The organism is Mastigocoleus testarum BC008 (assembly GCF_001456025.1).
Classification (GTDB): Bacteria; Cyanobacteriota; Cyanobacteriia; order Cyanobacteriales; family Nostocaceae; genus Mastigocoleus; species Mastigocoleus testarum.
This window is the reverse complement of record NZ_LMTZ01000163.1, coordinates 24,707-50,844: the sequence shown is the minus strand read 5'-3', so window position 1 is coordinate 50,844 and position 26,138 is coordinate 24,707. Positions and strand designations below refer to the sequence as shown.

Annotated in this window: 21 protein-coding genes; 12 read left to right on the top strand and 9 right to left on the bottom strand. The window is 37.0% G+C overall.

The genetic code is table 11. The features are described from left to right. The first annotated feature begins 847 nt into the window (after positions 1-847). The 4 genes from BC008_RS44050 (at position 848) to truB (ending at position 4,962) form a co-directional block, all read left to right on the top strand. The gene (locus tag BC008_RS44050; protein WP_082650751.1) at positions 848-1,561 is read left to right on the top strand and encodes a cupin domain-containing protein; all 714 of its coding nucleotides are present in this window, start codon (positions 848-850) and stop codon (positions 1,559-1,561) included. Between the two features lie 417 nt (positions 1,562-1,978). Continuing rightward, positions 1,979-2,593, top strand: coding sequence for a serine O-acetyltransferase (cysE, locus tag BC008_RS44045; protein WP_058184809.1), 615 nt, complete (start codon positions 1,979-1,981; stop codon positions 2,591-2,593). A gap of 255 nt (positions 2,594-2,848) precedes the next feature. Further along, a complete protein-coding gene (locus BC008_RS44040) occupies positions 2,849-3,907 on the top strand; it encodes a threonine aldolase family protein (protein ID WP_027846025.1) in 1,059 nt (352 codons plus the stop codon). Positions 3,908-4,083: 176 nt separating this feature from the next. Beyond that, positions 4,084-4,962, top strand: a complete 879-nt coding sequence (gene truB, locus BC008_RS44035; protein WP_027846026.1) for a tRNA pseudouridine(55) synthase TruB — start codon at positions 4,084-4,086, stop codon at positions 4,960-4,962. A gap of 3 nt (positions 4,963-4,965) precedes the next feature. Here the strand turns inward: truB and BC008_RS44030 are convergent, their stop codons facing one another. Continuing rightward, the gene (locus tag BC008_RS44030; protein ID WP_153009761.1) at positions 4,966-5,259 is read right to left on the bottom strand and encodes a hypothetical protein; all 294 of its coding nucleotides are present in this window, start codon (positions 5,257-5,259) and stop codon (positions 4,966-4,968) included. A 127-nt stretch (positions 5,260-5,386) separates the two neighbouring features. Continuing rightward, the gene (locus BC008_RS44025) at positions 5,387-5,851 is read right to left on the bottom strand and encodes a Spy/CpxP family protein refolding chaperone (protein WP_058184805.1); all 465 of its coding nucleotides are present in this window, start codon (positions 5,849-5,851) and stop codon (positions 5,387-5,389) included. 245 nt (positions 5,852-6,096) lie between these two features. Here BC008_RS44025 and BC008_RS44020 point away from each other — a divergent pair, with 245 nt between their 5' ends. From BC008_RS44020 to glgP, 3 genes are all read left to right on the top strand, one after another. Next, positions 6,097-7,314 (top strand): sensor histidine kinase, encoded by a 1,218-nt coding sequence (locus tag BC008_RS44020; RefSeq protein ID WP_027846028.1) that lies wholly within the window; start codon positions 6,097-6,099, stop codon positions 7,312-7,314. A gap of 266 nt (positions 7,315-7,580) precedes the next feature. Next, the gene (locus BC008_RS44015; protein ID WP_027846514.1) at positions 7,581-8,258 is read left to right on the top strand and encodes a response regulator; all 678 of its coding nucleotides are present in this window, start codon (positions 7,581-7,583) and stop codon (positions 8,256-8,258) included. 395 nt (positions 8,259-8,653) lie between these two features. Beyond that, positions 8,654-11,215 carry an alpha-glucan family phosphorylase gene (gene glgP, locus BC008_RS44010; RefSeq protein WP_027846513.1) on the top strand — a complete coding sequence of 854 codons (2,562 nt, stop codon included), beginning with the start codon at positions 8,654-8,656 and terminating at the stop codon, positions 11,213-11,215. Between the two features lie 164 nt (positions 11,216-11,379). On the opposite strand, the gene BC008_RS44005 is transcribed toward glgP, so the two are convergent. Continuing rightward, entirely contained in the window at positions 11,380-12,132 is a 753-nt protein-coding gene (locus BC008_RS44005) for a DUF429 domain-containing protein (protein ID WP_027846512.1), read from the bottom strand. A 537-nt stretch (positions 12,133-12,669) separates the two neighbouring features. Further along, positions 12,670-12,858, bottom strand: coding sequence for a hypothetical protein (locus BC008_RS49100; RefSeq protein ID WP_153009759.1), 189 nt, complete (start codon positions 12,856-12,858; stop codon positions 12,670-12,672). 217 nt (positions 12,859-13,075) lie between these two features. Between BC008_RS49100 and BC008_RS44000 the strand changes: the two genes are divergently transcribed. The 5 genes from BC008_RS44000 (at position 13,076) to BC008_RS43980 (ending at position 21,502) form a co-directional block, all read left to right on the top strand. Further along, positions 13,076-14,734, top strand: coding sequence for a lipoxygenase family protein (locus BC008_RS44000; protein WP_027843955.1), 1,659 nt, complete (start codon positions 13,076-13,078; stop codon positions 14,732-14,734). Positions 14,735-15,817: 1,083 nt separating this feature from the next. Next, on the top strand, positions 15,818-18,409 hold the full coding sequence (locus BC008_RS43995; protein ID WP_063800874.1) for an FAD-dependent oxidoreductase: 2,592 nt from the start codon (positions 15,818-15,820) through the stop codon (positions 18,407-18,409). A 225-nt stretch (positions 18,410-18,634) separates the two neighbouring features. Continuing rightward, entirely contained in the window at positions 18,635-19,978 is a 1,344-nt protein-coding gene (locus BC008_RS43990) for a cytochrome P450 (RefSeq protein ID WP_027843956.1), read from the top strand. A 31-nt stretch (positions 19,979-20,009) separates the two neighbouring features. Then, complete coding sequence (locus tag BC008_RS43985; RefSeq protein WP_027843957.1) at positions 20,010-20,546, top strand: hypothetical protein; 537 nt, start codon at positions 20,010-20,012, stop codon at positions 20,544-20,546. A 512-nt stretch (positions 20,547-21,058) separates the two neighbouring features. Beyond that, the gene (locus tag BC008_RS43980) at positions 21,059-21,502 is read left to right on the top strand and encodes a nuclease-related domain-containing protein (RefSeq protein WP_153009758.1); all 444 of its coding nucleotides are present in this window, start codon (positions 21,059-21,061) and stop codon (positions 21,500-21,502) included. Between the two features lie 211 nt (positions 21,503-21,713). On the opposite strand, the gene BC008_RS43975 is transcribed toward BC008_RS43980, so the two are convergent. The 5 genes from BC008_RS43975 to gatC form a co-directional block, all read right to left on the bottom strand. After that, on the bottom strand, positions 21,714-22,454 hold the full coding sequence (locus tag BC008_RS43975; RefSeq protein WP_036265847.1) for an amino acid ABC transporter ATP-binding protein: 741 nt from the start codon (positions 22,452-22,454) through the stop codon (positions 21,714-21,716). 129 nt (positions 22,455-22,583) lie between these two features. Next, positions 22,584-23,420 (bottom strand): amino acid ABC transporter permease, encoded by an 837-nt coding sequence (locus BC008_RS43970; RefSeq protein ID WP_027843959.1) that lies wholly within the window; start codon positions 23,418-23,420, stop codon positions 22,584-22,586. Further along, entirely contained in the window at positions 23,410-24,123 is a 714-nt protein-coding gene (locus tag BC008_RS43965) for an amino acid ABC transporter permease (RefSeq protein ID WP_036265849.1), read from the bottom strand. Before BC008_RS43965 ends, BC008_RS43970 begins: the two co-directional genes overlap by 11 nt. Before the next feature lie 125 nt (positions 24,124-24,248). Further along, positions 24,249-25,112, bottom strand: a complete 864-nt coding sequence (locus BC008_RS43960; RefSeq protein WP_058184801.1) for a transporter substrate-binding domain-containing protein — start codon at positions 25,110-25,112, stop codon at positions 24,249-24,251. A 606-nt stretch (positions 25,113-25,718) separates the two neighbouring features. Further along, entirely contained in the window at positions 25,719-26,009 is a 291-nt protein-coding gene (gene gatC / locus BC008_RS43955; protein ID WP_027843962.1) for an Asp-tRNA(Asn)/Glu-tRNA(Gln) amidotransferase subunit GatC, read from the bottom strand. Between the last annotated feature and the right edge of the window lie 129 nt (positions 26,010-26,138).

Sequence of the window (26,138 nt, the reverse complement as noted above, 5' to 3'; positions counted from 1 at the left end):
TCTCGTAAGTCTATGGAGTAAGCTTTCATTTTACCCGTTGACGCACCAGAGCTAGTGTACCTCATTTACCTGCAATCTGCTGTATCTAATTAGGCGAAGCTTTATTTTTGAAGGCAAATATGAGTACAGCTTCCACTAATGAACAATGAATGAGTGTCAAAGCAAATAAACTTAAAAAATAACCTAACTCTTGAGTGAACTCACTTCATTCCGACCAAATCAACTCAAAAGCTGCTTCTACTTGACGTTCTGGGTGTGGCTATCTTAACCAGTTATTCCACAACAGATATCGATAAACCATTTTCCTAAATTTGTAAATTCTTCATATTTAGAGTCAGTCAGAATGTGGATGTATCTTTAAATTTTCCACATAGCTTTTTACTAAGCTTAACTCTACTTTTATTAGTTTTAATTAGTAATTTAACAACTTGATTCTCAGCCTTAAATTTCATAGTACAGGTAAAATTTATTACCGTATACATCTTACATAAAATACTACCATTCCAATGATTTTCTAATACATCTCAATTTCTTTCAATTGGGATATATTTATTATAATAATGTAGACAATAAGCCAAATTTATATTGATTTCCCTTGTTAGATGTAAGAAAATCAAAGAAAAGGGAAACCCAAGGATTGGATATCTTATTAATTGGAAGTACATTAATTTCAATTTAAAAAGTAATCGGGAAGAAAAAGGGAAGATAATAAAATTTAGTCAAACCATCTATCCTTCCCATATTTTTTCCTCACCCAATTTTTTTTAATCGTGCATAAATTAAATTTGCTCACTCTATTCAAAATTAGAAAGAAAAATCTATCTATTTGATTGAAGTGAGATTTATTATGACAACTACAGAAACACAAAAGTTTTATTGCCAGCGCTTCCTAAATACCATGAAGCTAGACTACACGATGGCGAGTCATCCATCGATTGCTCGTTGGGTAATCAATTCTATCAAAGTCGATCAAAGTGAAAACGACACCCATTTCTTATTTGTTTCTGAGGGTGAAGTTATGCTTAAAAGCAGTAACGGAGAGTTCTTACTGGCAGAAAAAAGCTTTGCTATGGTTCCAGGGAATTTTTCTTTAGATGGTTCAGGACAAGTTTTAGTTGCAACCCTCCTCAACTACACTGGACTCTTCACAATTGGAGGACCGATTGAATCTTTTGGGCGGCTGAAATATATTGATGGTTGCTCTTCAACAGTTTTGATTAATCCTTTAAGACGCACAGAACCCTGCTTAAATTTTCTTTACGTTCCTCCTGGTATATCACAAACTCCCCATACCCATCCCTCATTGCGGATTGGACTTGTTGCTTCGGGTAGTGGAACTTGTCAGGTGGATGAAGGAACTTTCAAAATGGAACCTGGAACGGTCTTCTGTCTTCCTGAAAACAAGTTACATAGCTTCTCTGCAATTGATGACTCCTTGAGAATTATTATCTATCATCCTGATTCTGATGTTGGTCCAACTGATGATTCCCATACCATGCTCAACAATACTTTCGTTGGGAAAAAGTCAGCCAAAGTCCTGGATGTTATTAGAACAAAATAACAAGTAAGCCAGGATTTCCTTTTCATGAAGATACTATGAAGGCAATCTTGTATTACTAACTGCAATTTTCACATGGGCGCAGTTCTTTTTAGAAAGATGCTTTCATTTGTGGTACAAAGCTTACAATCACTACAGACAAGGCATTACAAACTTTAATTATTCTAAAAATAGGCTTACTCAAATTTCTAAAATGAAATCATATCTTTTGCGTAGTATCGTATTACACATTAATATGAGTGCTTTGCGTTTCATTTGGGTGCGATTGCTTAATGTTATCCATTTTAAGACCAAAAATAGAAAATTATATGCAGAGTAGATCCGTTGTGTGTAATACAAACATAGGTAAGTGTCTTCCCAAAAGAACTGCACCCTTTTCATCATCAGTTCGAAAAAACCACAATAAAGAACTTGTTAAATATGACTAGTGTTTATTCTTACCAAAAAAGTTGGTTTGTCCTCAAGAAAGGTTGGGAAACTTTAGTTGAAACTTTAGTTGAAGATTATGGGATTGCTATGAGGCGAGATCCGGCTGCAAGCAACTGGCTAGAAGTATTGTTTCTTTACCCAGGTCCTCAAGCGATAATCCTCTATCGCATAGCCCATTTGCTTCATAATTTAGACGTTTTATTTTTGCCCCGTTTTATTTCCCATCTCGCTCGCTTCCTAACAGGAATTGAAATTCACCCAGGCGCGGTTATTGGTAAAGGTGTATTTATCGACCACGGTATGGGAGTAGTTATTGGCGAAACCGCAGTGGTAGGAGATTATTGTTTGCTTTATCAGGGTGTAACCCTCGGTGGAACTGGTAAAGAAACTGGTAAACGTCATCCCACTTTGGGCTGTAATGTTACTGTCGGTGCGGGAGCAAAAATTCTCGGCAATATTAATATTGGCAATCACGTCCGTATTGGTGCTATTACCGTAGTCCTAAAAGATGTACCGCCAAACTCTACAGTAGTTGGTATACCTGGTCGAATTATTTCTCACCCGGATAAAGAGTGCCTCAATTATAAGTATTTAGACTCTAAGTAGTTAGACTCAATTAACTACACAAAATTTTGCCTGAGGTTCTTGCTTAGTCAAGGATAAATATCTAACCATTATATTGAGTCAATTAATTAACCCCAAATCAGGAAGTATTGGTTACCAAACAGCAGAATTTCCTCTAAAACAACTAACTAAAAACTTACTACTAGCCAAAAAGGCTCACAAATTGTCTCATGGGCAAATGAGCGCCTTTAGATAAATCTAACTGAAAACGACTATATACATGCTTTAGGAGGAATTATGATTTTATTGACAAGTGATACTGAAACAAAGCCAACACAAGCCATGCGGCAGGCGATCGCCCATGCACCTGTTGGAGATGAGCAAAAAGGAGAAGATCCTACCGTTAACCTATTATTAGAACGGGTTGCAGATTTGCTAGGAAAAGAAGATGCTCTTTTTTTTGCCTGTGGAACCATTTGCAACTTTGTGGCAATCAAAACCCATACTCGCCCTGCTGATGTGGTGTTAGCAGAGCAGATGTCACACATTATTCGAGCTGAATCGGGGGGTGCTGCACTCAGTTCTGGTGTATTAATGGAACCTATTGCTAGCAAACGAGGAATTTTTACAGTCAATGCTTTCGAGCAAGCACTTGAAAGAGTCTCTACTGCTCCTTATCTTTACCGTGCAATTCCACGCTTATTATGCGTTGAGCAAACCCACAATTTTGCAGGGGGTTCGGTTTGGCAGTTCGATCAACTACGTGAGGTTTGCGATTTCTCCCGTCAAAAAGGTTTAGCCACTCACATGGACGGGGCAAGACTTTTGAACGCAGTTGTTGCAACTCAAACTACAGCCAAAGATTTTGCAGCCTGTGTTGATTCTGTCTGGATTGATTTTACTAAAGGATTAGGGGCACCAATTGGTGCTGTTCTTGCTGGTACACGGGAGTTCATATCTGAAGCACGTCGATATAAACACATTTTTGGTGGCGCTATGCGCCAAGCTGGCATTGTCGCAGCAGGTTGTCTTCATGCACTTGACCATCATGTGGAACGTTTACAAGAAGACCATGACAACGCAAATTACCTTGCTCAACAACTGAGTCAAATCGAAGGAATTACAGTTCGAGACACAAATCCCGAGACAAACATTGTTTTCTTTGATGTTTCCAAACTCGGACTTGACACAGGTATGTTTCTTACTATTTTACAAGAACATGGTGTAAAAATGGGAGCTGTTGGTCACTCTATTAGAGCTGTCACTCATTTAGATATTTCCCGCCCTGATATTGATTTTGCTCTTGATGCTATTTCTAAAATTGCCACACTAGGGGCTGGGCCTTCCAATAAATAAAATCTTCGGCTTGTCTTTGGCGATTGCGGGTTTTGTCTATAATGCTCTTCGGTTTTACCTCTGATCGTCATCAGCCGTTAAACACAAATTAACCAGCACTAATAAACTCAGGTTATTTAATTTTCAGTTCGATATATACTCTGAATTACCTGTCATCTTAACTCTTAATATTTAAAGTGCTCGGTTTCCTCAACCTGAATAAACCATACAATTGGACTTCCCACGACTGCGTCGCCAAAACCCGTAAACTTCTGCGTACCAAAAAAGTCGGACATGCTGGAACTTTAGACCCAGCTGCAACTGGAATATTACCCATCGCAGTTGGGAGAGCAACCAGACTTTTACAATACCTACCTTCAGGAAAAGCTTATAAAGCAACCGTCAGGTTTGGTATCAGAACAACAACAGATGATTTACAAGGGGAAATCATCAACAAAGCAGCTGTAAAGGATCTAGCCTTAGAAACAGTAAAAACTGCTATTCCACAATTTGAGGGGAAAATAGAACAAATTCCACCCAAATACAGTGCGATTCAGGTAGAAGGAAAACGATTATATGACTTAGCCCGTCAAGGGAAAGCTGTGGAAGTTCCATCTCGAATTGTGGAAATTTTTAGCATTGAGATCTTAGACTGGCGATCAGGAGAATTTCCCGAAGTAGATCTTGCGATCGCCTGCGGTGGGGGAACCTATATTCGGGCGATCGCTCGTGATTTAGGAGAAATTTTAGGAACAGGTGGAACTTTAGCAGCTTTACAACGGACTAAAAGTAGCGGATTTACTTTAGCAAATAGTATTACCATCGAAGAATTAGAAGCTCAGTTAAAAGGGGGAACCTTTCAACTTATCCCCCCCGATGGCGTTTTAGAACATCTTCCAAAAGTAACTTTAGAAGAAATATCTGCTAAGAGATGGTGTCAAGGTCAAAGGATGAACACCGATACAGAAATACTGGGAAATTTAAGGATTTACCATGAAGATGGACGATTTTTAGGGATTGGCGAATCAAAGGATAACTTATTGATACCGCGTATGGTTCTAGAAGGAATTAATTAGATACTAATCGCGTAAGTCCTCTATTTTGTCGCGAATTTCTTCACGAGTTTCTTTACGAATATCGCGTCGATCGCGGAACCGGTCCTTACGATTGTCCCTAATTTCTTCACGAACTTCTTCACGAAGATCCCGTCGATCTCGAAATCGGTCTTGACGATCGTCTCTGATTTCTTCACGAATTTCTTGGCGAACTTCCCGTCTAACTGAAGGTTTTGCATTTGCAGCAGTTGCAAAAATCATGGAACCGAGGGTAACAGATGTGAATGCGATCGAGAATATTCTTTTGAAAGTCAACATAATTTATACTCCGAGTCAAAATTTAAAGTGAATAAAAATGAAGATGCAAAAGGAGCAAGGGAAGGTAATTTTGCCAAAAAGGGTGAGCGTGTCAAGAGACAATATGCACCAGTGCAATTTAGTTCAATTAACGGTTAAAGAGTCCAGCACCCCGTCTGGGAAAATTCGATTTCAGTTCCTGTAAATCTTCTTTCTGTTCGTCAGTGAGAATAGATTCAATTTCACTTCTTTGAGATTGCATAACCGCTTTAAGTTCTCGTTTTTGGTTATTGCTGAGATTCAAAGAGCGAAGAGCTTGACGTTTTTCCCGACCGTTGGCGATCGCACGTTTGAATTTTTGTTGTTGTTTTGGAGTAAGAATGTCTTGTATTTCCTGACGTCCTTGTTGAACAACTTCAATAATTTGAGACTTTTGATTATCAGTTAAGTTTAATTTTTGGAATTTAGGAGGTACTTCTGTGGGGATTTGGGCTACTTGAATTGGTGCTACCTGTGGTACTTCTATCTCACTTTGTGCTTTCGCAACCAAAGGTGTAGTTGCAACACTAAGAGTAATTGCGGTAATAATGAGGGATATTTTTTTGAATTCCATCGATTGGGTTGCTGATTATTTTGTGTTGATGTCATCATCATAAAAATTCAACCCCGATATACGCATGAGAATAAGGTCACCAATAGTCGATAGATACCTATAGATAAAGTCATGTCTGCATATATGACCTTAGTAATGGATATTTGAGGACTAATAGGACTTGTAATGATTCAGACTAATAAAGTATTTAAAGATTACAAGTAAATAAATGTAAAGTAAAAGCTCTAAATTGGAGAAGTTTCAGAATGAATGATTCAATTACGTTTAAAAATCACCCATTTAAATTTTTACTTTATTTAGAGTGGACTTTACTAACAATTGCAATTTTAATTGAGTTTATTCCCATAAAAACACCATTAGTCTCTACATATAAACCATTCCAAGGTGCTATCGAATCGCCAATATTAAACTTGATTTGTTTGGTAATTTTTGCCGTAATAGGTTTGAAATTACCAAAAGCTAATCAAAGTACCAAAATAATTTATATAGTAGCGGAAGTATTATTAATTTTCCTCGCCATATTTTCGAGCAAAAGTATCAGATTATTTGCTCCTCTCTACATAATTATGGTTATTCGTAGTTGTTTAATGTTTCAATGGCTTGGTCGTATTGCAGTCAGCTTAATATCATTTGCTCTTTTTTCTTTTACCTTTATTAATATTTTGCATGGTAAAGAATATATGAATTGTGCCCAAGTAAAACTTAGATTTTTACCGATAAATATTATATTCCCATTTGGTTTGACTTTCTTATTTATTCTTTTATTTATGAATGCAATTATATCTGAACGTCAAAGTCGAGACAAACTACTAATTGCTAATGAAAAACTACGTCAGTATGCTTTAAAAATAGAAAATCAAGCAACCTTAGAAGAGCGCAGCCGAATTGCCAGAGAAATTCATGATTCTTTGGGACATTCTCTTACAGCTTTAAATTTACAATTAGAAACTGCTATTAAACTATGGGAGTTAAATCCTAAAAAAGCAGAATATTTTTTAGCTAGAGCCAAGGAATTAGGTTCTCAAGCTTTACAGGATGTCCGTAATTCTGTTTCCACACTACGCTCTAATACCTTACAGTATAAATCACTGGAGGAAGCTATTGCTGTACTTATAGAAGATTTTCAAAAAACTAACAATATTTTACCAAAGTATCAAATCAAAATTGAGCATCCTTTATCTATAGAAATTAATACTGCTATTTATCGTATTATTCAAGAGTCGTTAACAAATATTTCTAAACATTCTCAAGCGACGGCAGTTACATTCAAAATAACTACAACAATAAATAACTTACGGTTAGTTCTTAAAGATAACGGTAAAGGATTTGATGTAAAGCAAAATACTAGTGGATTTGGTCTTCAAAGTATACGCGATCGCACTTTAGCATTAGGAGGAAATTTAAATATAAAAACTGCTCCAAACTCGGGGTGCAAAATAATAGTTGAGATTCCTTTAATTTAGTAAATTGGTAATGGGTAATGGGTAATTGGTAATTGGTAATGAGTAATAAGTAATAAGTAATAAGTAATGAGTAATAAGTAATGAGTAATAAGTAATGAGTAATAAGTAATAAGTAATAAGTAATGAGTAGTGGGTAACTGATAACTGTAGCCCGTAAGGGCGTGGCGTTAGCCATAAATTGTTAACTGGTAGCTGTTAACTGGTAACTGGTAACTGATAACTGATAATAAGTTGTATGTGGGAAATTATCAATAAAGTGATGAAATATGATTAAAGTATTATTGGTAGACGACCAACATTTAATTCGTCAGGGTTTAAAAGCATTATTAGAATTAGAAACTGACTTACAAATTGTTGGAGAAGCAGAAAACGGAAAAGAAGCTATTAGAGTCATTCCCCAACTCGAACCTGATGTGGTGATGATGGATATTAGAATGCCAGTAATGGATGGAGTTGCAGCAACAAAGGAAATTCAGCAAAATTTTAGCAATATAAAAGTTCTCGTTCTCACAACTTTTGATGATGATGAGTATGTAACTAAGGCACTACAGAATGGTGCAACGGGCTATCTTCTTAAAGATACACCTTCCGGCGAGGTTGCAGTTGCAATTCGTGCTGTTCATAAAGGATACACCCAATTAGGACCAGGTATTGCCAAAAAACTTCTCAATCAGTTTTCTTCTGAAATTAAAAATCGTTCAAATCAAACTGAACCACCCTTAGGTTTAACTGAACTTACACCCAGAGAAAAAGAGGTACTCAAGTTAATCACATCTGGTGCTAGCAATAAAGAAATAGCTGAAAAACTCTATATTTCTGAAGGTACGGTCAAAAATCACGTCACAAATATTTTAAGTCGATTAAATTTGCGCGATCGCACCCAAGCAGCAATTTTTGCTAATTCCTTTCTAAGTTATTTGGAGAAAGTAGGAGAGGATAAATAGATACAAGTATCAGAGCAGAATTAATTTAACATTTTGTCAGTGTAGGTAACAGGAAACTCTTAACAAGGAATCTAACTCAATAGTAAATATATAAGTAATTTTGCTCACTTATTTAACCTATCCTCGCTTGTGGACTTAGCTAGAAGCCGCTAGGTTTTTTACGATACAGTATAATGACTGTTGATTTATGTTAAATAATACAATCTAATTGTAAAGAATATTTGTGATACTATACCAAGTTATCATCTCTTTACATAGATATAAGTACGAATTGGCAAGTTTGAGTGAATAGGGTCAAAAATATCTATTCTTTACAAAGATATAAGTAAGAATTGGCAAGTTTAGGTGAATAAGGTCAACAATATCCATAGCGGTAGTTGGAGTTTAGCCGATCTATGCAGCCCATTCGCACTTTTAATGTTTCTCCTTCCTTGCCACAAAGGTTAGAGCCGTTGCGGCAATTAGCATATAATCTCCACTGGGACTGGAACGCTGAATCTAAGGATTTATTTAATCGCTTGGATCCTGAATTATGGGAATCTAGTCGCCATAATCCGGTTTTAATGCTCGGTACTATCAGCCAAAAAAGGTTGATGGAAGTTGTTGAAGATGATGGTTTTCTGGCTCAAATGGATCGAGCCGCGCAACAGTTAGCAGATTATCTCAAAGAGCACACTTGGTACCAAAAACAGCGTTCTGATAAACCAAAAGAATGTTATGCCTATTTTTCGGCTGAATTTGGTCTTACGGACTGTTTACCGATTTATTCTGGGGGTTTGGGTGTTTTAGCTGGCGATCACCTAAAATCTGCCAGCGATCTTGGTTTACCATTAGTAGGTGTTGGTTTACTCTATCAGCAGGGTTATTTTGCCCAATACCTCAATGCTGATGGTTGGCAGCAAGAACGCTACCCCATCAATGATTTTTATAATATGCCGTTGCATTTGGAACGGAATGCAGATGGTTCGGAACTGCGAATTGCAGTAAACTATCCCGGACGTGAGGTATATGCTAGAGTTTGGCGGGTACAGGTAGGAAAGGTTCCCCTTTATATGTTGGATACCAACATTGAACCTAACAAAACCTACGACCACGATATTACCGACCAACTTTATGGTGGTGATATTGATATGCGCATCCACCAAGAAATTATGTTGGGTATTGGTGGCGTACAAATGTTGAAAGCCTTAGGTTATGACGTCACAGCCTACCACATGAACGAAGGTCATGCAGCATTTTCTGCTTTAGAACGCATCCGGATATTAATTCAAGAACAAGGGCTAAATTACGCTCAAGCAAAACAGGTAGTCGCTGCAAGTAATATTTTTACTACCCATACCCCAGTACCAGCAGGAATCGACTTATTCCCTCCTGATAAGGTACTTTACTATCTGGGATACTATGGGGATATATTTGGTTTATCCAAAGACCAATTTTTAGCTTTAGGAAGAGAAAATACAGGAGATTTGTCATCGCCTTTTAGTATGGCGGTATTAGCGTTAAAAATGGCTGTATTCTCAAATGGTGTAGCACAGCTACATGGTAAAGTATCGCGGCAGATGTTTAAAGGTTTGTGGCGCAATCTACCCGTTAACGAAGTACCGATCGCGGCTATTACCAATGGCGTCCATGCTAGAAGTTGCGTTGCTAAATCAACTCAAGAATTATATGATCGCTACCTGGGACCAAATTGGTCTTCAACCCCAGCAGATCGCCCCATGTGGGGTAAAATGGAAGTCATTCCCGACGAGGAATTGTGGCGAAACCACGAACGTTGCCGCTTAGATATGACCTTATATGTACGGCAACGGTTAGTAAAACATTTACGTGATCGGGGAGCATCCCCCCGAGAAATTGCTCAAGCTCAAGAAGTTCTCGACCCCAAAGTCTTAACTATTGGTTTTGCTCGTCGTTTTGCAACTTATAAACGTGCTACTCTCTGGATGCGGGATTTAGAGCGAATTAAAAAGATTTTGCTGGGTGATAAAAATCGTAAGTTACAATTTGTAATCGCTGGTAAAGCCCACCCAAAAGATATTCCCGGAAAAGAACTAATTCGCGATATTAATCGCTTTATTCGTGAGCAAGGCTTGGAAAAACAAGTTGTATTTGTTCCCAACTACGATATTCACATTGCTAGATTGATGGTTTCAGGTTGCGACGTCTGGTTAAATACACCCCGTCGTCCCCGCGAAGCTTCCGGTACCAGTGGGATGAAAGCAGCTATGAACGGACTACCAAATTTAAGCGTGCTTGATGGTTGGTGGGATGAAGCCAATTATGTTCTTACTGGTTGGGCGATCGGACATGGGGAAACCTATGAAGATCCTAACTACCAAGATGAAATTGAGGCAAATGCTCTTTACGACATCATAGAAAAAGAAGTAATGCCTTTATTTTATAACCGCGATGGCGATGGTTTGCCCCGAGGCTGGATTGCTAAAATGAAAGATGCAATTCGCTTGAACTGTCCGTTTTTTAATACAGCGCGGATGTTAGCAGAATATGCCCAAAGAGGATATTTTCCTGCTAGCGATCGCTACTACAGCCTGAGTTCCAATAACTATACGCCAGCTAAAGAAGTCGCCGCTTGGGAAGAAAACCTCAAAGAAAACTGGTATAACATCAAAATCAAAGACATTGATGTATCTTCCAGCCCAGATATCCAAGTAAATCAAACCGTAGCAGTGAAAGCCAAAATTGATTTAACAAGCTTGACAAACAATGATGTACGAGTTGAGTTATATCAGGGTGCGATTAATGCTGATGGTGATATTGTTAATGGGGTTCCTGTCGTGATGGATTACCAAGGTGAAGATCCAAGTAACTTGAGTATTTACACCGCCGACATAACCTATAAGACCTCTGGTTTACAAGGTTTATCCCTGCGGGTATTACCAAAACATAAACATCTTTCTAATCCTTATGAACCAAGATTAATTGTTTGGGCAGAATAATTCCAATTATATTATGTCTGCTTAATTGCTTGTTGAAAAATATGTTTGTTCGTAGTAGCGCTTTAGCGCCATAGACAAATCTTGGTGCGAAAGTGCTACTAAGAACCTTATCACAAGTGGTTTATCGGAAATGATATTAAAGCTAAAGCTCAAATTCAAGTTCATTACGCCAAACAAGAAGCAGTTTTGAGTTGTGAGGGGACAACAATATAACCTGTAGTTTCATCACCAAGAACAAGGTTGCGTTGTTCTCCCCAATACCACCAGTGAACTGCAACATAAGCACAAATAATGCTATCAAGCTTATCTTCAACAGCCTTGAGTTCTCTTCCCTTAGTAGGAATAGAAGAAATAAAATTGCCAAGATTTGCAGTAGATAGCTGAGGAGAATGGGAAGGTAAAATTTCTAGAATATAATTATAAAGTTTGAGAAGTTCTAAACGACGTTCGTGAAGGCGTCCTTTTTTATATTTAAGAATGCGCTCTAAACCAAATAAATGAACTATAGCAGGATGGGGGAAAACTTCTATCTGATATTTTCCAGGTTTTTGGGCTTCAATCTTTGGTGCGTGACTGTAACCCCGAGATTCGAGTTGTAAACCAAAGTTCACGGTACGCTCGGCAAAGGGTAAACCAAGATTAGCAGGATAGCATCCGGCATGATATTTACCAAAATACTTGTGGGTTAGCTTATCACATATACGACTCCCAGTTACATTAGGGATTAGGGTGGGTGCATCGACTGCTATTAAAGCACTTTCACTTTTTTGAACGCAATTATCTATCCAATCAAGGATATCTGCAATACTTTCTTTGCGATCTAGATCTAGGATTTCTAGTTTATTATCCATTAACTCTAGATAGCATAAACCGCTCGGTTGCGATTTCCAGCCCAGGTCGATACCGATAAATTTCATGTGGTAATGGTAATGGGTAATGGGTAATGGGTAATAGGTAATAGGTAATAGGTAATAGGTAATGGGTAATGGTTAATTGGTGTTAAAGTTCAGTGGGTATTGTTTAAACTTTTATCATATTTATTCCATAGGTTAATATCATCACGATAAATCGGCGAGGGGTAAAATCGTCCCAAAATTGGCGCAACCCCGATAGATCGGTAGGGTTTTAGTTGTAATCGAAACCCACATATAGGAATCATATTTGATTTTTGTTGGCGTCAGCCTGCGCTTCGCCCTTAAAAAACACGTAGCGACAGCGTAACGCACCATTGATTAGACTTCAGTGCATTATGCATTCTTATATATCAATATCGTTAGTAATTTTTATTACATTTAAATTAATCTTAATAAAACAGCAAATATTGTATTAAATTTTTGTTATACCTTGAGCAGCAAGAACGGTAGCTAGAATAAGATAAGTTTATCCTTACTGAAGGTACGAGTAAAAATTTACCTATATTAAAGTATCCGGTGCATTTTCTGTAGATGCTAAACCTAAGTAACATCATCAGGATTCATCCAAGTTCTTTGAACTGATAGATAAGCCCAAACCCCTAAATTTGGGCAGATATAATACCAATTCGATAAATCATTGCAACAGATTCTCCGGTAGAGATGTTGCAGAGCAGTAAGGGCGTCGGCGTTAGCCTCTGCAACGTCTCCTAAGAAATCTATCTGTCTCATTATTTTCCAAATTGGTATAAGACTTTATAGGACAAAGTACTGGTACCGTTCTGGCTCAAGGTCAATTTTGCGCGGAGCTTTGCTGTTGCGCTTTCTTGGTTATACCCTGAAAACTTTAATTATCTGAACTCTATCCTGTTCTTCAAAGATAAGATAAGTAAGTTTCGATAACTCGTAATCTATTGTTGTCTAATGTAAACTTTATAGCTCTTAATAAATGAAACCCTATCTTCCTCAAAATGACCCTAACCCTGAGAAGCGGAAAGATTGGCTTAATAAAAATCGTGAAGAGTACCAATTTAACTTCAATTATCTTTCTCCCCTCCCATTAATTGATGATGTTCCTAATAATGAGGCTTTTTCCCCTAAATACCTTGCAGAACGCTTACCTTTAACTTTCGGTAAATTATCTGCTAATACCTTGGGAATTAGACTTCGCTCTTTTTGGGATCCTTTTGATGAATTCCAAGATTATGAGGACTTTTTCCCTGTTTTACCAACACCGGAATTACTCAAGACCTACCAAAATGACGAATACTTTGCCGAACAAAGGCTAAGTGGAGTAAATCCTATGGTAATACGCAGTATTAAGGAACTACCCCCTCACTTTGCATTTTCCATCCGAGATTTACAGGCTGAATTTGGTACATCCCTAAATTTAGAGCAAGAACTGAACAACGGAAATCTATATATCGCAGACTATACCAGTCTTTCATTTGTTCGGGGAGGAAGCTATCTTAGGGGTCGAAAGTCTTTACCTGCACCCATAGCCTTATTTTGCTGGCGTAATTCTGGTTATTGCGATCGCGGAGAATTAACCCCAATCGCTATTCAACTAGTACCGGAACTTGGTACGGGAAGTAGAATTTTAACTCCTTTTGATTCTCACCTTAACTGGTTATATGCCAAAATTTGTATGCAGATTGCAGATGCAAATCATCATGAAATGAGTAGCCATTTATGTCATACTCACCTAGTGATGGAACCTTTCGCAGTTGTAACAGCTCGACAGCTAGCTGAAAATCATCCGTTGGGTTTGTTGCTGCGTCCCCACTTCCGGTTCATGCTCCACAACAATGAATTAGCCCGTAAAAATTTAATTAATCAAGGTGGGTACGTTGATAATCTCCTTGGGGGAACCTTAAGAGAATCCCTACAAATTGTCCGGGATGCTTACTTTAAAAATGCTGAAGAATTTTGGAGCTTAGACGAATTTGCTTTACCTAAAGAAATCGCAAATCGTGGCTTAGATGATACTGATCGCTTACCCCACTACCCCTACAGAGATGATGGAATGTTACTGTGGAATGCGATCGAGAAATTTGTATCGAATTATTTGAGTATATATTATCCAAATCCAGGGGACATTAAAGATGATCGCGAACTGCAAGCTTGGGCTGCAGAATTAGTTGCTGCTGATGGTGGACGAGTAAAAGGGGTACCCTCACAATTTGAAAATCTGCAACAATTAATCGACGTTGTAACTGGCATTATTTTTACATGCGGACCTCAGCACTCTGCTGTAAATTATCCCCAATATGAATATATGGCATTTGTTCCGAATATGCCCCTCGCAGGTTACCAAGCTGTGGATTCTAATCCCAACATGGATCTGAAAAGTTTAATGGCGTTTCTCCCCCCACCCAATCAAACTGCAGATCAACTACAAATTATTTACGGATTATCAGCTTATCGTTATGACCGCTTGGGTTACTACGACCGAGAATTTAGCGATCCTCATGCTGAAGAAGTTGTCAGACTATTTCAACAAGATTTAAATCAGGTGGAACGTAAAATTGAGTTACGTAACAAAAATCGCTTGGTTGAATATAACTTCCTCAAGCCTTCTTTAGTTCTTAATAGTATCAGTATATAAGAATGAGAATAACGCACCATTTACCCCATGGTGCGTTACCTTTATTCTAATTAATCTCTTAAAAATACAACTAATATCGGCTTTCAAGATATATGCCATTATTAAATTGATTTTATTTTTGATTGAATATTCGAATATTATTTTGATAACTAAAAGTTAAATAATACACTTTCATTTAAAATGATTTGCGATTTTAATTGATATTTATGCCATAATCAAGAGTCTAATATTACACCAAAAAGGAATGCATGATTGAGAAATCATGTTTGACTATCTCATAATTTGGATTGTAATAAAGCTTTCTTCTTGTTATAGTAGGCAGTGACATTTTAAGAATTTATAGTACCTTTTATATATCTAAAACAGAATCTCTGAAGTTGGATCTATCTAAAGTACGATAATTACTTAAGAAGTCATTTCAATCAAACATAAACTTGAAAAATATCATTTAGACTTTGGACAAAATCAAGGAGTAACTAATTGGTAAAAAATGTGCTGTGCCAATTGATTAGGCTTTCAAAGTAACCGGGTTTTCTTTCAAACTCAGTGAATCAATCCTAAATATATGATTAGCGAACACATTTATTGCCTTTGGAATTATTAAGGTAATTTGTCAAAAAAGTCACAAATAAAGGAGTAACTTTTAATCAATCCAATCGTTTCCATTTTAAATTCAAAAAACTCTAATCATTTTCTAAAATTGAAAATGTTTAGCAAGTTCTTATTAAATTTCAGAATTAAAGTCTCAGATAGTAATTCTAGGTAAAACTTATGCGGCAAAAAGATTTAGCTTCAGATGTATTAACTTAACTGTTTCTTCATGTTTCTTTAAAAGCTAATCATAAAGATAAAACCTGGGATTAGCAAACATTTGTTAGTGTTTTACTTATTTAGTGTTGAAGTATTGGCTAAAAGTGAAAGAGACAAGCATCATTAGCAAGTCTTGTTCTACAAGGCCTGTGAAATTGATAATTGTTAAAGATAAAGGTTTGCCAGATGTGTGTTCCCTACTTGACCCTGCAGAGTTCTTAAGATTAATGCCATTCAACAATATGAATTTTCCTTGGTGAGGTTATTAATATTATGCGATCGAATGAAAATATAGGGTTAGATATGAAAGAAAAGTTAACCCTTATTCAGGACGCAAACATTTTGGTTATTGGAGCAGGGGTCAGTGGTTTAACAACTGCTATATCTCTGAAAAAAGCAGGCTTTAATGTTACCATCGCAGCTGATAGCTTTGCTCCTGATTTAACTTCTGTAGTCGCAGGTGCTTTGTGGGAATGGCCACCAGCAGTTTGTGGTCATCATGGTGCCCCCAGATCTTTGGAGCGCTCTAAAGAATGGTGTATGACTTCCTACGAGAAGTTCAAGGAAATGCACGCAGATTTCGGCTCAGAAGAAACAGGTATTTATCTAAGAGATGTGTATTTCTACTTCAAGGATGTCTTGGAAAATCAACCCTTCGACCTCAACAAAATGAATGAATTGAAGGATAAGGTTGATGGCTTTGAAAGAGGCTTGCAGATTGTCAAAGACAGTATTGATTTAAATTTCCAAGGAGGCATAAAAGATGCTTATAAACATATGTCTCCAATGGTAAACACAGATGTTTACATGAAGTGGTTACTGAAACATGCTATTGAAATTGGATGTGAAATATTAAAAGAAAAAATCACTGTTAACGTGGTTGAAAACGAACAAGAATTGCTTCGTCGTTTCAATGTATCGGCAATTGTTAACTGTGCAGGTCTTGGATCGATTGTGACGACAGGGGATTCTTCAATGCATCCTTTAAGGGGTGCCCTTGTCAGGGTGAAGAATAAAGGAGGTGTGGTAAAGGACGCCCACTGTATTTCTCACGAACGCTCTTCTACAAACGAACAAGATATCATTTTCATTGTTCCTAGAGGTGATGATTTGGTTGTTTTGGGAGGATTGGCACAGCCAGATAAATGGAGTACAGAACTGTCCCTTGACATACCAATTATTCGCCAGATGTATGATGGCTGTTTGCAGTTTTTAGAGGAATTGAGAGACCTCCCATTAGATGAACAAGAGCCTGTCAGGACTGGTTTGCGACCATGTACGAAGAAGAATGTTTGTTTAGAAAGAGTTCCAAACACCAAAATTTTCTACAACTATGGTCATGGTGGTTCTGGAGTCACTCTGTCATGGGGATGCTCGGAGGAAATTGTCGAATTAGTACAAACAGCCCTTTGTGAGGAAGTAGATAAATCTATCTCTTTAAATAATCGGATTGATGTCAATCAGAAAACTGTATTTGTACTGCATGATACGCTTTCTGCGAAAACTGACTTTAGTAGCATTAAGTTTGACAGGAGAAACTTAGTTTTACTTTGTAGTAGAAGAGGGTTGAGTAAAGTTGTACCTTCTCAGTATCAACATTTCGAACTGGTAAGAATGATTGAGCCATTTAATTTGGAAAATATACTCCAAACTTATCAGCAGATTAAAGCTGATTATGGGCTCAAAGATAGTAACTGTCAGTTTGTAACCAATGACGGGCATTTAATGCTGTTAACAGCACAGTTGCGTGAGACTTTAAACCTAACTCATGGCGATCGCCAAACTGTTGTCAGCCAGTTTACGAATAAGAGTTCTCTCAAATCAGCCCTGAAAAATTCTTCAATTAAACTACCAAAACATCTGATTTTTGATCGCAATCAACATAGTAAAGAACCACTTTCCTATCTCAATTTTGTTGTTCAAGAACTGGGTGATAATATATTTATCAAATCAGTTAATAGAAATGAAGGCGAACAAGTCAGAAGAATTCACACAGTTGATGAACTCAAAGCTTGGTGTGAAAATAATATAAACTCGGATCGAGAATTTGAGTTTAACGAATTAGTTAGAGGTCAGCCATATACTACAACCGTTGCAATCGAAGATGGTGAGGCTAAATATTTTGCTGCTTGTAAATACAATAGATTTAATGACAATTTTCTTTACGGTCATTCAATCAGCAGTATTATTATCAGGGAAGAAGAGCCAGAATTCCAGAAACTCAAACAATTTTCAATTGCAGCATTACAAAATTTAGAGCATGGTTATCCTAAAAATGGTGTAGTTAACATCAATTTATTTTTAACAGAAGATGGTGAAGAACCGCTTCTCATGGAAATAAATTTAGGTAGTCCTGGTACCTGTGCGTCAAAAATGTTTGAGAAATATCAGGGGATAAAATTAAATGAATTGCATTTGCAATTACAAATTGGTGATTCTTCTAATATTCAAGTCAAGGATAAAAAAGATTGGAAATACAGTGCTTACTCAATTCATCCGAAGCGAGATGGAGTTGTTACAGCAATTGAGCAACCAATTTTTGAGAGTGATGTGGAAATATCTTGGCATATTTATGTGGGAGGAGCAACCAAAGCATCACAGAGCATGAGCGATGTTGGGATTGCTATTCTTTTAAGTCATGATGATTATTCAATCCTCGAAAAGGATTTAGAGATAGCTAACAATGCTACTCTTTATCAAACTGAAAAGAATTTGTTAAATAAATCTGAAGCTGAGAAATCTGAAGTAAAAAAACCTGAAATAGAAAAATCTAACGTAGAGATAGCTAAAGTACAGACATCTAGAGTAAAGAGATTTCAGCGCAAATTGTTAAATACAGTTGGTAATCTCCTCAACATAAAGTAGCAATCCTAAATTATTTGTAAAAAATAAATATTTTCAGAGACGACCTAAATCCCTCTTAACTTCTCCGGGGGAACGGGTCGTTTCTATTATATTGGTGGTTATAAATCGTTATTCTCTGAAACATTATTCTTTAAACATTATTTTCTAAAAATTACTTTATAGCTTGAGAAATATTATTTTAGAAATATTAATCTGTATCAATTCCACCTTACCCGAGTCTTATAAATGAACGAACGCAAAATTCTTAAAGCACACGAACGTCAACTTTGGTTTGCACGAGCGATCGCCAAAGTTGGTTCTAGTAGTCCCCTAGGTCAACTTCTAACCCTATCAGCTTATTTCACGGATCTACCACTATTGATTCAGAATTGGCGAGATTATCTTTACCAACGCAAAGAACATATTTCAGACAAATTTCTTGGTTTGGATCGGGCTATTATTTATACTTCCTATGCAGGGGTGAAGAAATTAGTCGAGACGGTTCCCCAAAAACGAGGTAATTATCTTGGTCCCTTAAGAATAGATGCTCGCAGTTATTTTTTAGGTAACCCCTTGAGTTTGGGAACTAATGGTGAAAAACATGATGGTATTAGGGCTTTAATATTGCAAGCTTTACCGGACCCATCGCAAACAACAGAAATATTAGCCCATCTTGTAGATCTAGCCCTAGCTCGTGCAGTTGGTTGGGGAAAGTTACATGTAAAAGACGATATACCGAAATTGATGGTAGCACTTTTACACGAACTGATATTTGAAATTAAATTATCTGAAGAAGAAATAAATGCTTCGGTAGCTTATATTGATAATCTGGGTTTGGCTACTGTTCCCAATCCAATTCATACTACGGTTTTGAACAGTCAGACGCGATCGCATATTCAGCATCGCAAAAATTTAATTGCAACTTATAAAAAATCTCCTCGCTACCAAGAATATTTAACTATTGGAGCAAATTATCAGTTAAGCGAACAAGAGGTATTAAATAATATATTTGATACCATCCATATTGCAGGGACTGCAGGTACGAGCGCTTTGCTGGGATCGGTTTTTGGGGTTTTGTGTCTAGATGAACAATTAAAAGCTAACGTAATATCCGAGTTAGATTTGGTTTGGGATGGTAATGAAACACCTAACACGCGTTCGGTCGACGAATTAAAAATAACTGAAAAGATTATTTTAGAAACTGCACGTCTTTATCCACCAGTCCGCTTCGTTAGTCAATTTTCTCAATCCCCACAGGAAATTGAATTTGCGGGGAAAAAATGCCCTTTTCAAACAGGAACCCGTCTGGTTGCTTCAATTTTTACAGCTAATCGTGATTCGCAAAAGTATAAAAACCCGGATGATTTCGATATTGAACGGGATTATAGTGATATTTTGTCATGGAACGGTGAAAATATCGAGCGTAAATGTCCCGGTCAATCCTTATCTATTGCTTTAATTAAGCTATTTTGTCTTTATGCTTTCAAGAAATATCAGTGGAATTGTTCATCTGAAGTTGAATGGGATATGAAGCGGTTCGGCGCATTTACGCCTGAGAACTTGGTATTGGATAATTTTTCTCAAAAATAGATTTAATTACCATAAAAATAACGGAAAAGTTATGTTTAAAACAGAAGTTTGGCAAGTTGAGAATCTGGCAAATTTGCTTTCAGGAGAGAAAACAAATAATTTGCCAGAAATTTTGCGGGGTATTTTCTTTATGGATGGAAATCCTTTACCAGATGATTTTATAAAATTTGATGGTGCAGCATGGGATGAGACTAGTAAAGTCTTAAAGTTACCTGTCTTTGCTCCCCTTCAGTGGACATTTGCTAATTCAAATAGCGGACGTCTATTGTTTTATTCAGCTAAATTGACGAATACAATTTACGAGATCCATTTCGATGATAGTTTGAAAAGTGCTCAAATTATTCCCATAATATTAGGATTGCGCGTACCCAAATGGCTTTTTGAGTTCTCATTAGTTCAAATTGACGAGAAAACTTGGGATCGAAAAAATTCTTGGTTTGGAGGGCTTTTCGATAACTTTGGATATACACTGAGAAAAATTTTAGATGAAAATGGTCAACCAACCTCAGAATTTGCAGGCGTACAATCTAAAATTCCTCAAGAATTTTTAGTAGCTACCAAAGACTAATCATTGATGCAACGGGTAATAAATTACCCCGTGTCGTTTTTCCTCCCAGGCTTAAAAACTTTCCCAATCCCTAACCCCTAGTCCCCAGAAGCTAGAGGCTAGCCGACGCCGAAGCTCTGACTATAGCTGCGCTACCTACGGATCCGGAGCCGTCACCTGCGGCGTCGGCAGATCCGCAGGCTCTATACCGCAAGGTGGCACGCAGTGCTATCCCCAATTGTGTACTAGATTACTTGATTTTTATTCTCATAAAAGATGTAAGCTTCAAATATGTCAGTTTACACCATCTACCAAGAAAATTGTCACAGACAAAAAGAGGACTAGGGGAGTATATACTCAAGTTGAGTCAGACAAGACATCGGTCTGCTATTTCCCGTTACATTTATTCCGTGGCTGTTCTCATTGGGACAATCCTGTTAATAAGTACACTCAGGATTTCTTTGTTGGGAATTTTACTTGCATGTGGAGGTTTCGTAGCTTCCTACTATCTGTACCAAAATGGGCGTTACTTGATGAAACGGTCTAGGGATGCTCAGCGTGGTGCAAGAGCAGAAGCTGAGATTGCTGAATTATTAGATAGTTTGAAATATAAGGGCTGGGAAATAGAGCATAACTTACCCATTGAAAAATGCGGTGATGCAGATGTAGTGCTGCATTCTCCCCAAGATAATTGGTATGTCATCGATGTTAAGTCCCATGATGGAACCAAGGTTTATGAAGGTGGACGTTTAAGAAAGCGCTACGGTAGAAATACTTATGATTTTCAGGAAGGCGATCTACTTCGTAAAGTCAAAGGTCAAGCAAAAGAAGTGAGAAATCTAAAACGGGTACGCTGGGTGACTCCGATACTTTGTTTTACCAGAGGTGATATAGATATTCCCTGCAATGTTATCAGTGGCGTTTATGTTCTTGAAGGTCAGGATTTAGTGAGTAATTTATTATTGTTGGACAGGTAATTAATATTAATAGAAATAAATACTTTTCTGATAAAAACCATAAGCGTTAATCAAGAGTTCCAATATCTTTAATAAAGATGGGAAACTATAAAGACAATAAGCACTTGGGGAGATAGATTCTTTTACCCTAGTTATGTTTTGATGAACAAAGAGAATCTCCAAATTTTGCTGCTTATGGAATTCAACAGCAATCAGATAATATATATGTAAATCATAAAACCTGACTCAAAAATTCCTTTGTCCTTTCATGTTTGGGGTTGCTAAAAAACTCAACAGGTGCTTCACTTTCAAGAATTACACCACGATCCATAAAATGAATTTTATCGGCGACTTCTCTAGCAAAACCCATTTCATGAGTTACTAGCAAACAAGTCATTCCTTCTTCAGATAATTCTCGGATAGTAACTAAAACCTCTTTGACAGTTTCAGGGTCAAGAGCTGCTGTTACTTCATCGAATAGCATAACTTGAGGTTTCATAGCTAGGGAACGCGCGATCGCAACTCGTTGTTGTTGTCCTCCGGAAAGTTCTGCGGGGTAATTTTTTTCTTTACCTTGGAGTCTAACTTTTTTGAGCAACTGATAGGCGTGTTCTTCTACTTCTTTAGAATTTTGTTTAAGAACATGAATTGGTGCCATCATCACATTCTCTAAAGCTGTACGATGGGGAAATAAATTATATTGTTGAAATACCATTGAGACAATACGCCGCAGACGGATTTTTTCCCTGTCAGACTTCAATTGGTGAACGAAAAAATCTCCAACGCGAATAAAACCATCATTAATCTCAACTAAACCATTAATGCAGCGAAGAATTGTTGATTTGCCGGAACCAGAAGGTCCGATAATACAGATAATTTCTCCCTGGTTTACGTCAAAGGAAATTCCTTTTAAGACCTCAACTTTGCCAAAGGATTTGTGTACATCACGGAGAGATACTAGTGTTTCTGTCATGGGTTGGCGATTGGGGATTGGGGACTAGGGATTAGGGATATATAGCGACTGGGGATTGTGGATTAGTTGCTAATGGATAATTACTTATTACTTATTACTTTTGAATTTTGAATTTTGAATAGTGACTTCTCATTTACTCACAAGTCGTTGTTCCAGTTTTCTTGTCCACCAAGCAATTGGGTAACAGTATAGGAAAAATAGCAACATCAGAATAGTGTAAAGTGGTATGGCAAAACGTTCCCCTTCAAGTTCTAAAACTTGACGCACACTTGTCAATCCTTCCGGTACGCCAACTAAGTTTGTAAGGGTAGTACCCATTGTTAAAATTGCATACCAATTCATCCAAGGAGGAATCATACGCTTGAAAGCTTGGGGAAAAATTACTAATAGTAAAATTTGATTATTTGTGTAACCCATGGCTTTTGCTGCTTCCCATTGTCCTGAAGGGATTGATTGAATAGCACCCCGGACAATTTCTGAAATATTGGCTGCGACCACTAAAGATAAACCAACAATTGATTTTGCAACCGGGGAAAACTCAACCCTAGCAAAACCTAGATTTATTTGAAATGGGAACAAATAAAGCACAACATAAAGGATGACTAGCCAAGGAGAATTACGAAAAAACTGGGTCAGAAACCAAGCAAACCATCGAACTACTCGCTGTGAAGATATCTGACTTAATCCTAGGATTACACCTAAGATAGTGCTAATTATCATACAAGCAAAACTAATGATGATATTTAGTGCAAAACCACCTTTAACAGTCCAGTTTTCTTGATTACCAATTAATATATAAGGCAAACGACGGAGGAGAGTTTGCCATTCCTCCATAGTTAATAAATTTACCATTAAGGTATTAATAGTAATTACTAATAAAATAGTTACTAGAATCAAACCCAAAATTAATTTCCAAGTCAGCTTAATGTTTTTAGTTGTATTGGTATTTTTATCTTTAATTTCCATAGCCCGGTATGTGCAGTTTTAATTCTAACCAATGCATCAGGGCAAGTAATATTCCGACTAAAGTAACGTATATCACCCAAATAAATAACATAACCTCTAAAGTTGCAAAATTATCGGCATATATTTGTCCTGCAAAATAAAGTAATTCCGGAGTTGCGATCGCAGAAGCAAGAGTAGTAGTTTTAATCAGATTAACTAAATTGTTGTTTAATGCCGGAAGAGATATTCGAAAAGCTAGAGGTAAGATTACTAAGAAAAAACTTTGACTTCGAGAAAAACCCAAACTTTCACATGCTTCTACCATTGTTTTCGGTACGGCTTCAATTCCAGAGCGGAAAATTTCAATATTAAACGCACCAGCAAATAGTGAAAGTGCGATCGCTGCACTGCTAAAAGAATTAAGAATCGGTCTTTCTCCTCCCGTTGTGGGATCGTAAACCTTTGGTAGAAGAGCTGCTAAAACAAAAAACAAAAAAAATAACTGTACTAAAGGGGGAGTGTTACGAAAAATCTGGATATAGATTTGGATCGCTCCACGCACCCATTTAATAGGTAAATCTTGCAGCCAAACCCCGATGAAACCAATTACTAAGGAAGAAAAAACACAAACAATAGATAGCAAAATAGTAGTAACAATACCTTCTCTAAGCCAATTTTGGTAAGTGGGGTCACTTAACCAAGAGAAGTCAAGGTTGAGAAACATTTTTGATGATTGGATAGTGACGTACAAGTAAATTTAGCTGGTAATTGTTAATTGGTAACTGGTAATTGGTAATTGGTAATTGATAATTTACTACTTATTACTTATTACTTATTACTTATTACTTATTACTTATTACTCTGTGCTTTTTTCATACGTTTATCAGCATGTTCTGTTGGCGGAATTTTCCACTTCTTCTCACCATCAACAATAAATCCTTCCGCTTCCATTTTAGTAATGGCTGCATTTACAGCATCTAGAAATGCTTGATCGTTTTTACGTATCCCCATACCCCAAGGCTTTTCAAGAATAACAGGTAAAGGTTGATGCCAATTTTTTATCCATGATGGCTCTAACAATTTCCCAACAAAAGCCGAGTTATCATAAGCAAAGCCAATGCAACGTCCTTCCTGAAGTGCTTTGTACGCTTCAGCTGTACCGGGGAAATTTACCATTTGGATACCTCTTTGTGTTAGTTCCTTGTTGTAAAAAGAACCTTGGATACCGCAGACTTTCTTCCCTTTTAGATCGTCCCACTCCTCGATCCCACTATCCTTGCGAGTTAAAAGCCCAGTACCAGCAGAGTAGTATTCTTCAGAAAAATCAATAACTTTTTCACGTTCTGGGGTTTTAGTCATTGTTGCAATCACTAAGTCTATTTTCCCTTGTTTGAGAAATTCAATCCTGTTAGAAGCAACAACAGGTACAAACTCTACTTTTTCTTGAGAACCCAGTAATTCATTAGTAATATATTTTGCTATATCAATTTCTAGTCCTGCATTTTTACCATTTTTATCTATAAATCCGTAAGGAGTATAATCAGTCTTAACACCTACGACTATTTTTTCACGCTGCTTAATATTCTCTAATGTATCTCCAGTTGTTTGTTCTTCTCCTCCTGTAGAACAAGCACTCATGAGCAAACCAACCCCAAGTGCGATACATGCTAAAGTTTTCTTGAATCTTACTTTATTGGTTGTAATTGTATTCACTTGTATATTGTCCTCGATACTATAAAACCGAAAGCATTTTGATTTAAAATTATTTTTGTGACATTAGTATAACTATTTTTTTTACATCAATAATTAATTTTTGTATTTTTCACTATAATCAGGATTTTTCACTATAAAAATCACAGATATTATCATCAAGTAAGAAGATTTCTGCAACAAATTAATACTGGAAATACTTGACTAGAATTATCAAGATTTGTAAGGTGTAGCCGACATTACATTACTACGAACAATTTTCCTACATCTTAGGAAATATTTTATCTCTCCAAAAACGACTTAAAAATGCTAATGCGTACACTAGTTATCAAATAATACCCAATACTTACATTCACTTGCCTATTTTCCATCGGAGAGTATTTAAAATTTTATATTCCCCAATATTCTCTAATATTCACCAATATTTGGGGATCACGTAATCAAAATATTTGCCATTGTCCTTAAATTGGGACCACATCACCAATTGCTTCCACGTAAGCGTTAGCTTGCACGTGGAAATTTGGATAAGTTCTTAAAAAATCTCTAATAGCTAAAGCCCGTAGAACGGTGTCATTAGCTATAAACCGTTAACTGTAAACTGTTAAATAATTATTCCTGATTGATAATTTTTGGAACTTTAAAATATTCCCCTTCTTGTTCTGGCGCACCTTGGAGAATTTCTTCCCGATCTGGGTAAGGCTGGAGTTTATCTTGACGGGTAACGTTACTAACATCAATTGCTCGTGTTGTTGGTTTCACATTTTCTACATCCAATTCGTTTAATTGCTCAAAATAATCAAGAATACTTCCCAGCTGGGTAGTAAACAGTTCTTCTTCTTGTGAAGTTAATTCTAAACGAGCTAGATGTGCGACTTTACGTACTTGTTCGCGGTCTATCATAGTTTGGTAATTTGTAAGTGTTAGCGACTAATTGCTTATTCTTGCTTTATTGACATGGGTTTTTGCAACAAACACATGTTATTATTAGCGTTATCTTTACTGTTAGTATTTCAGCAAAAAGAATATGGT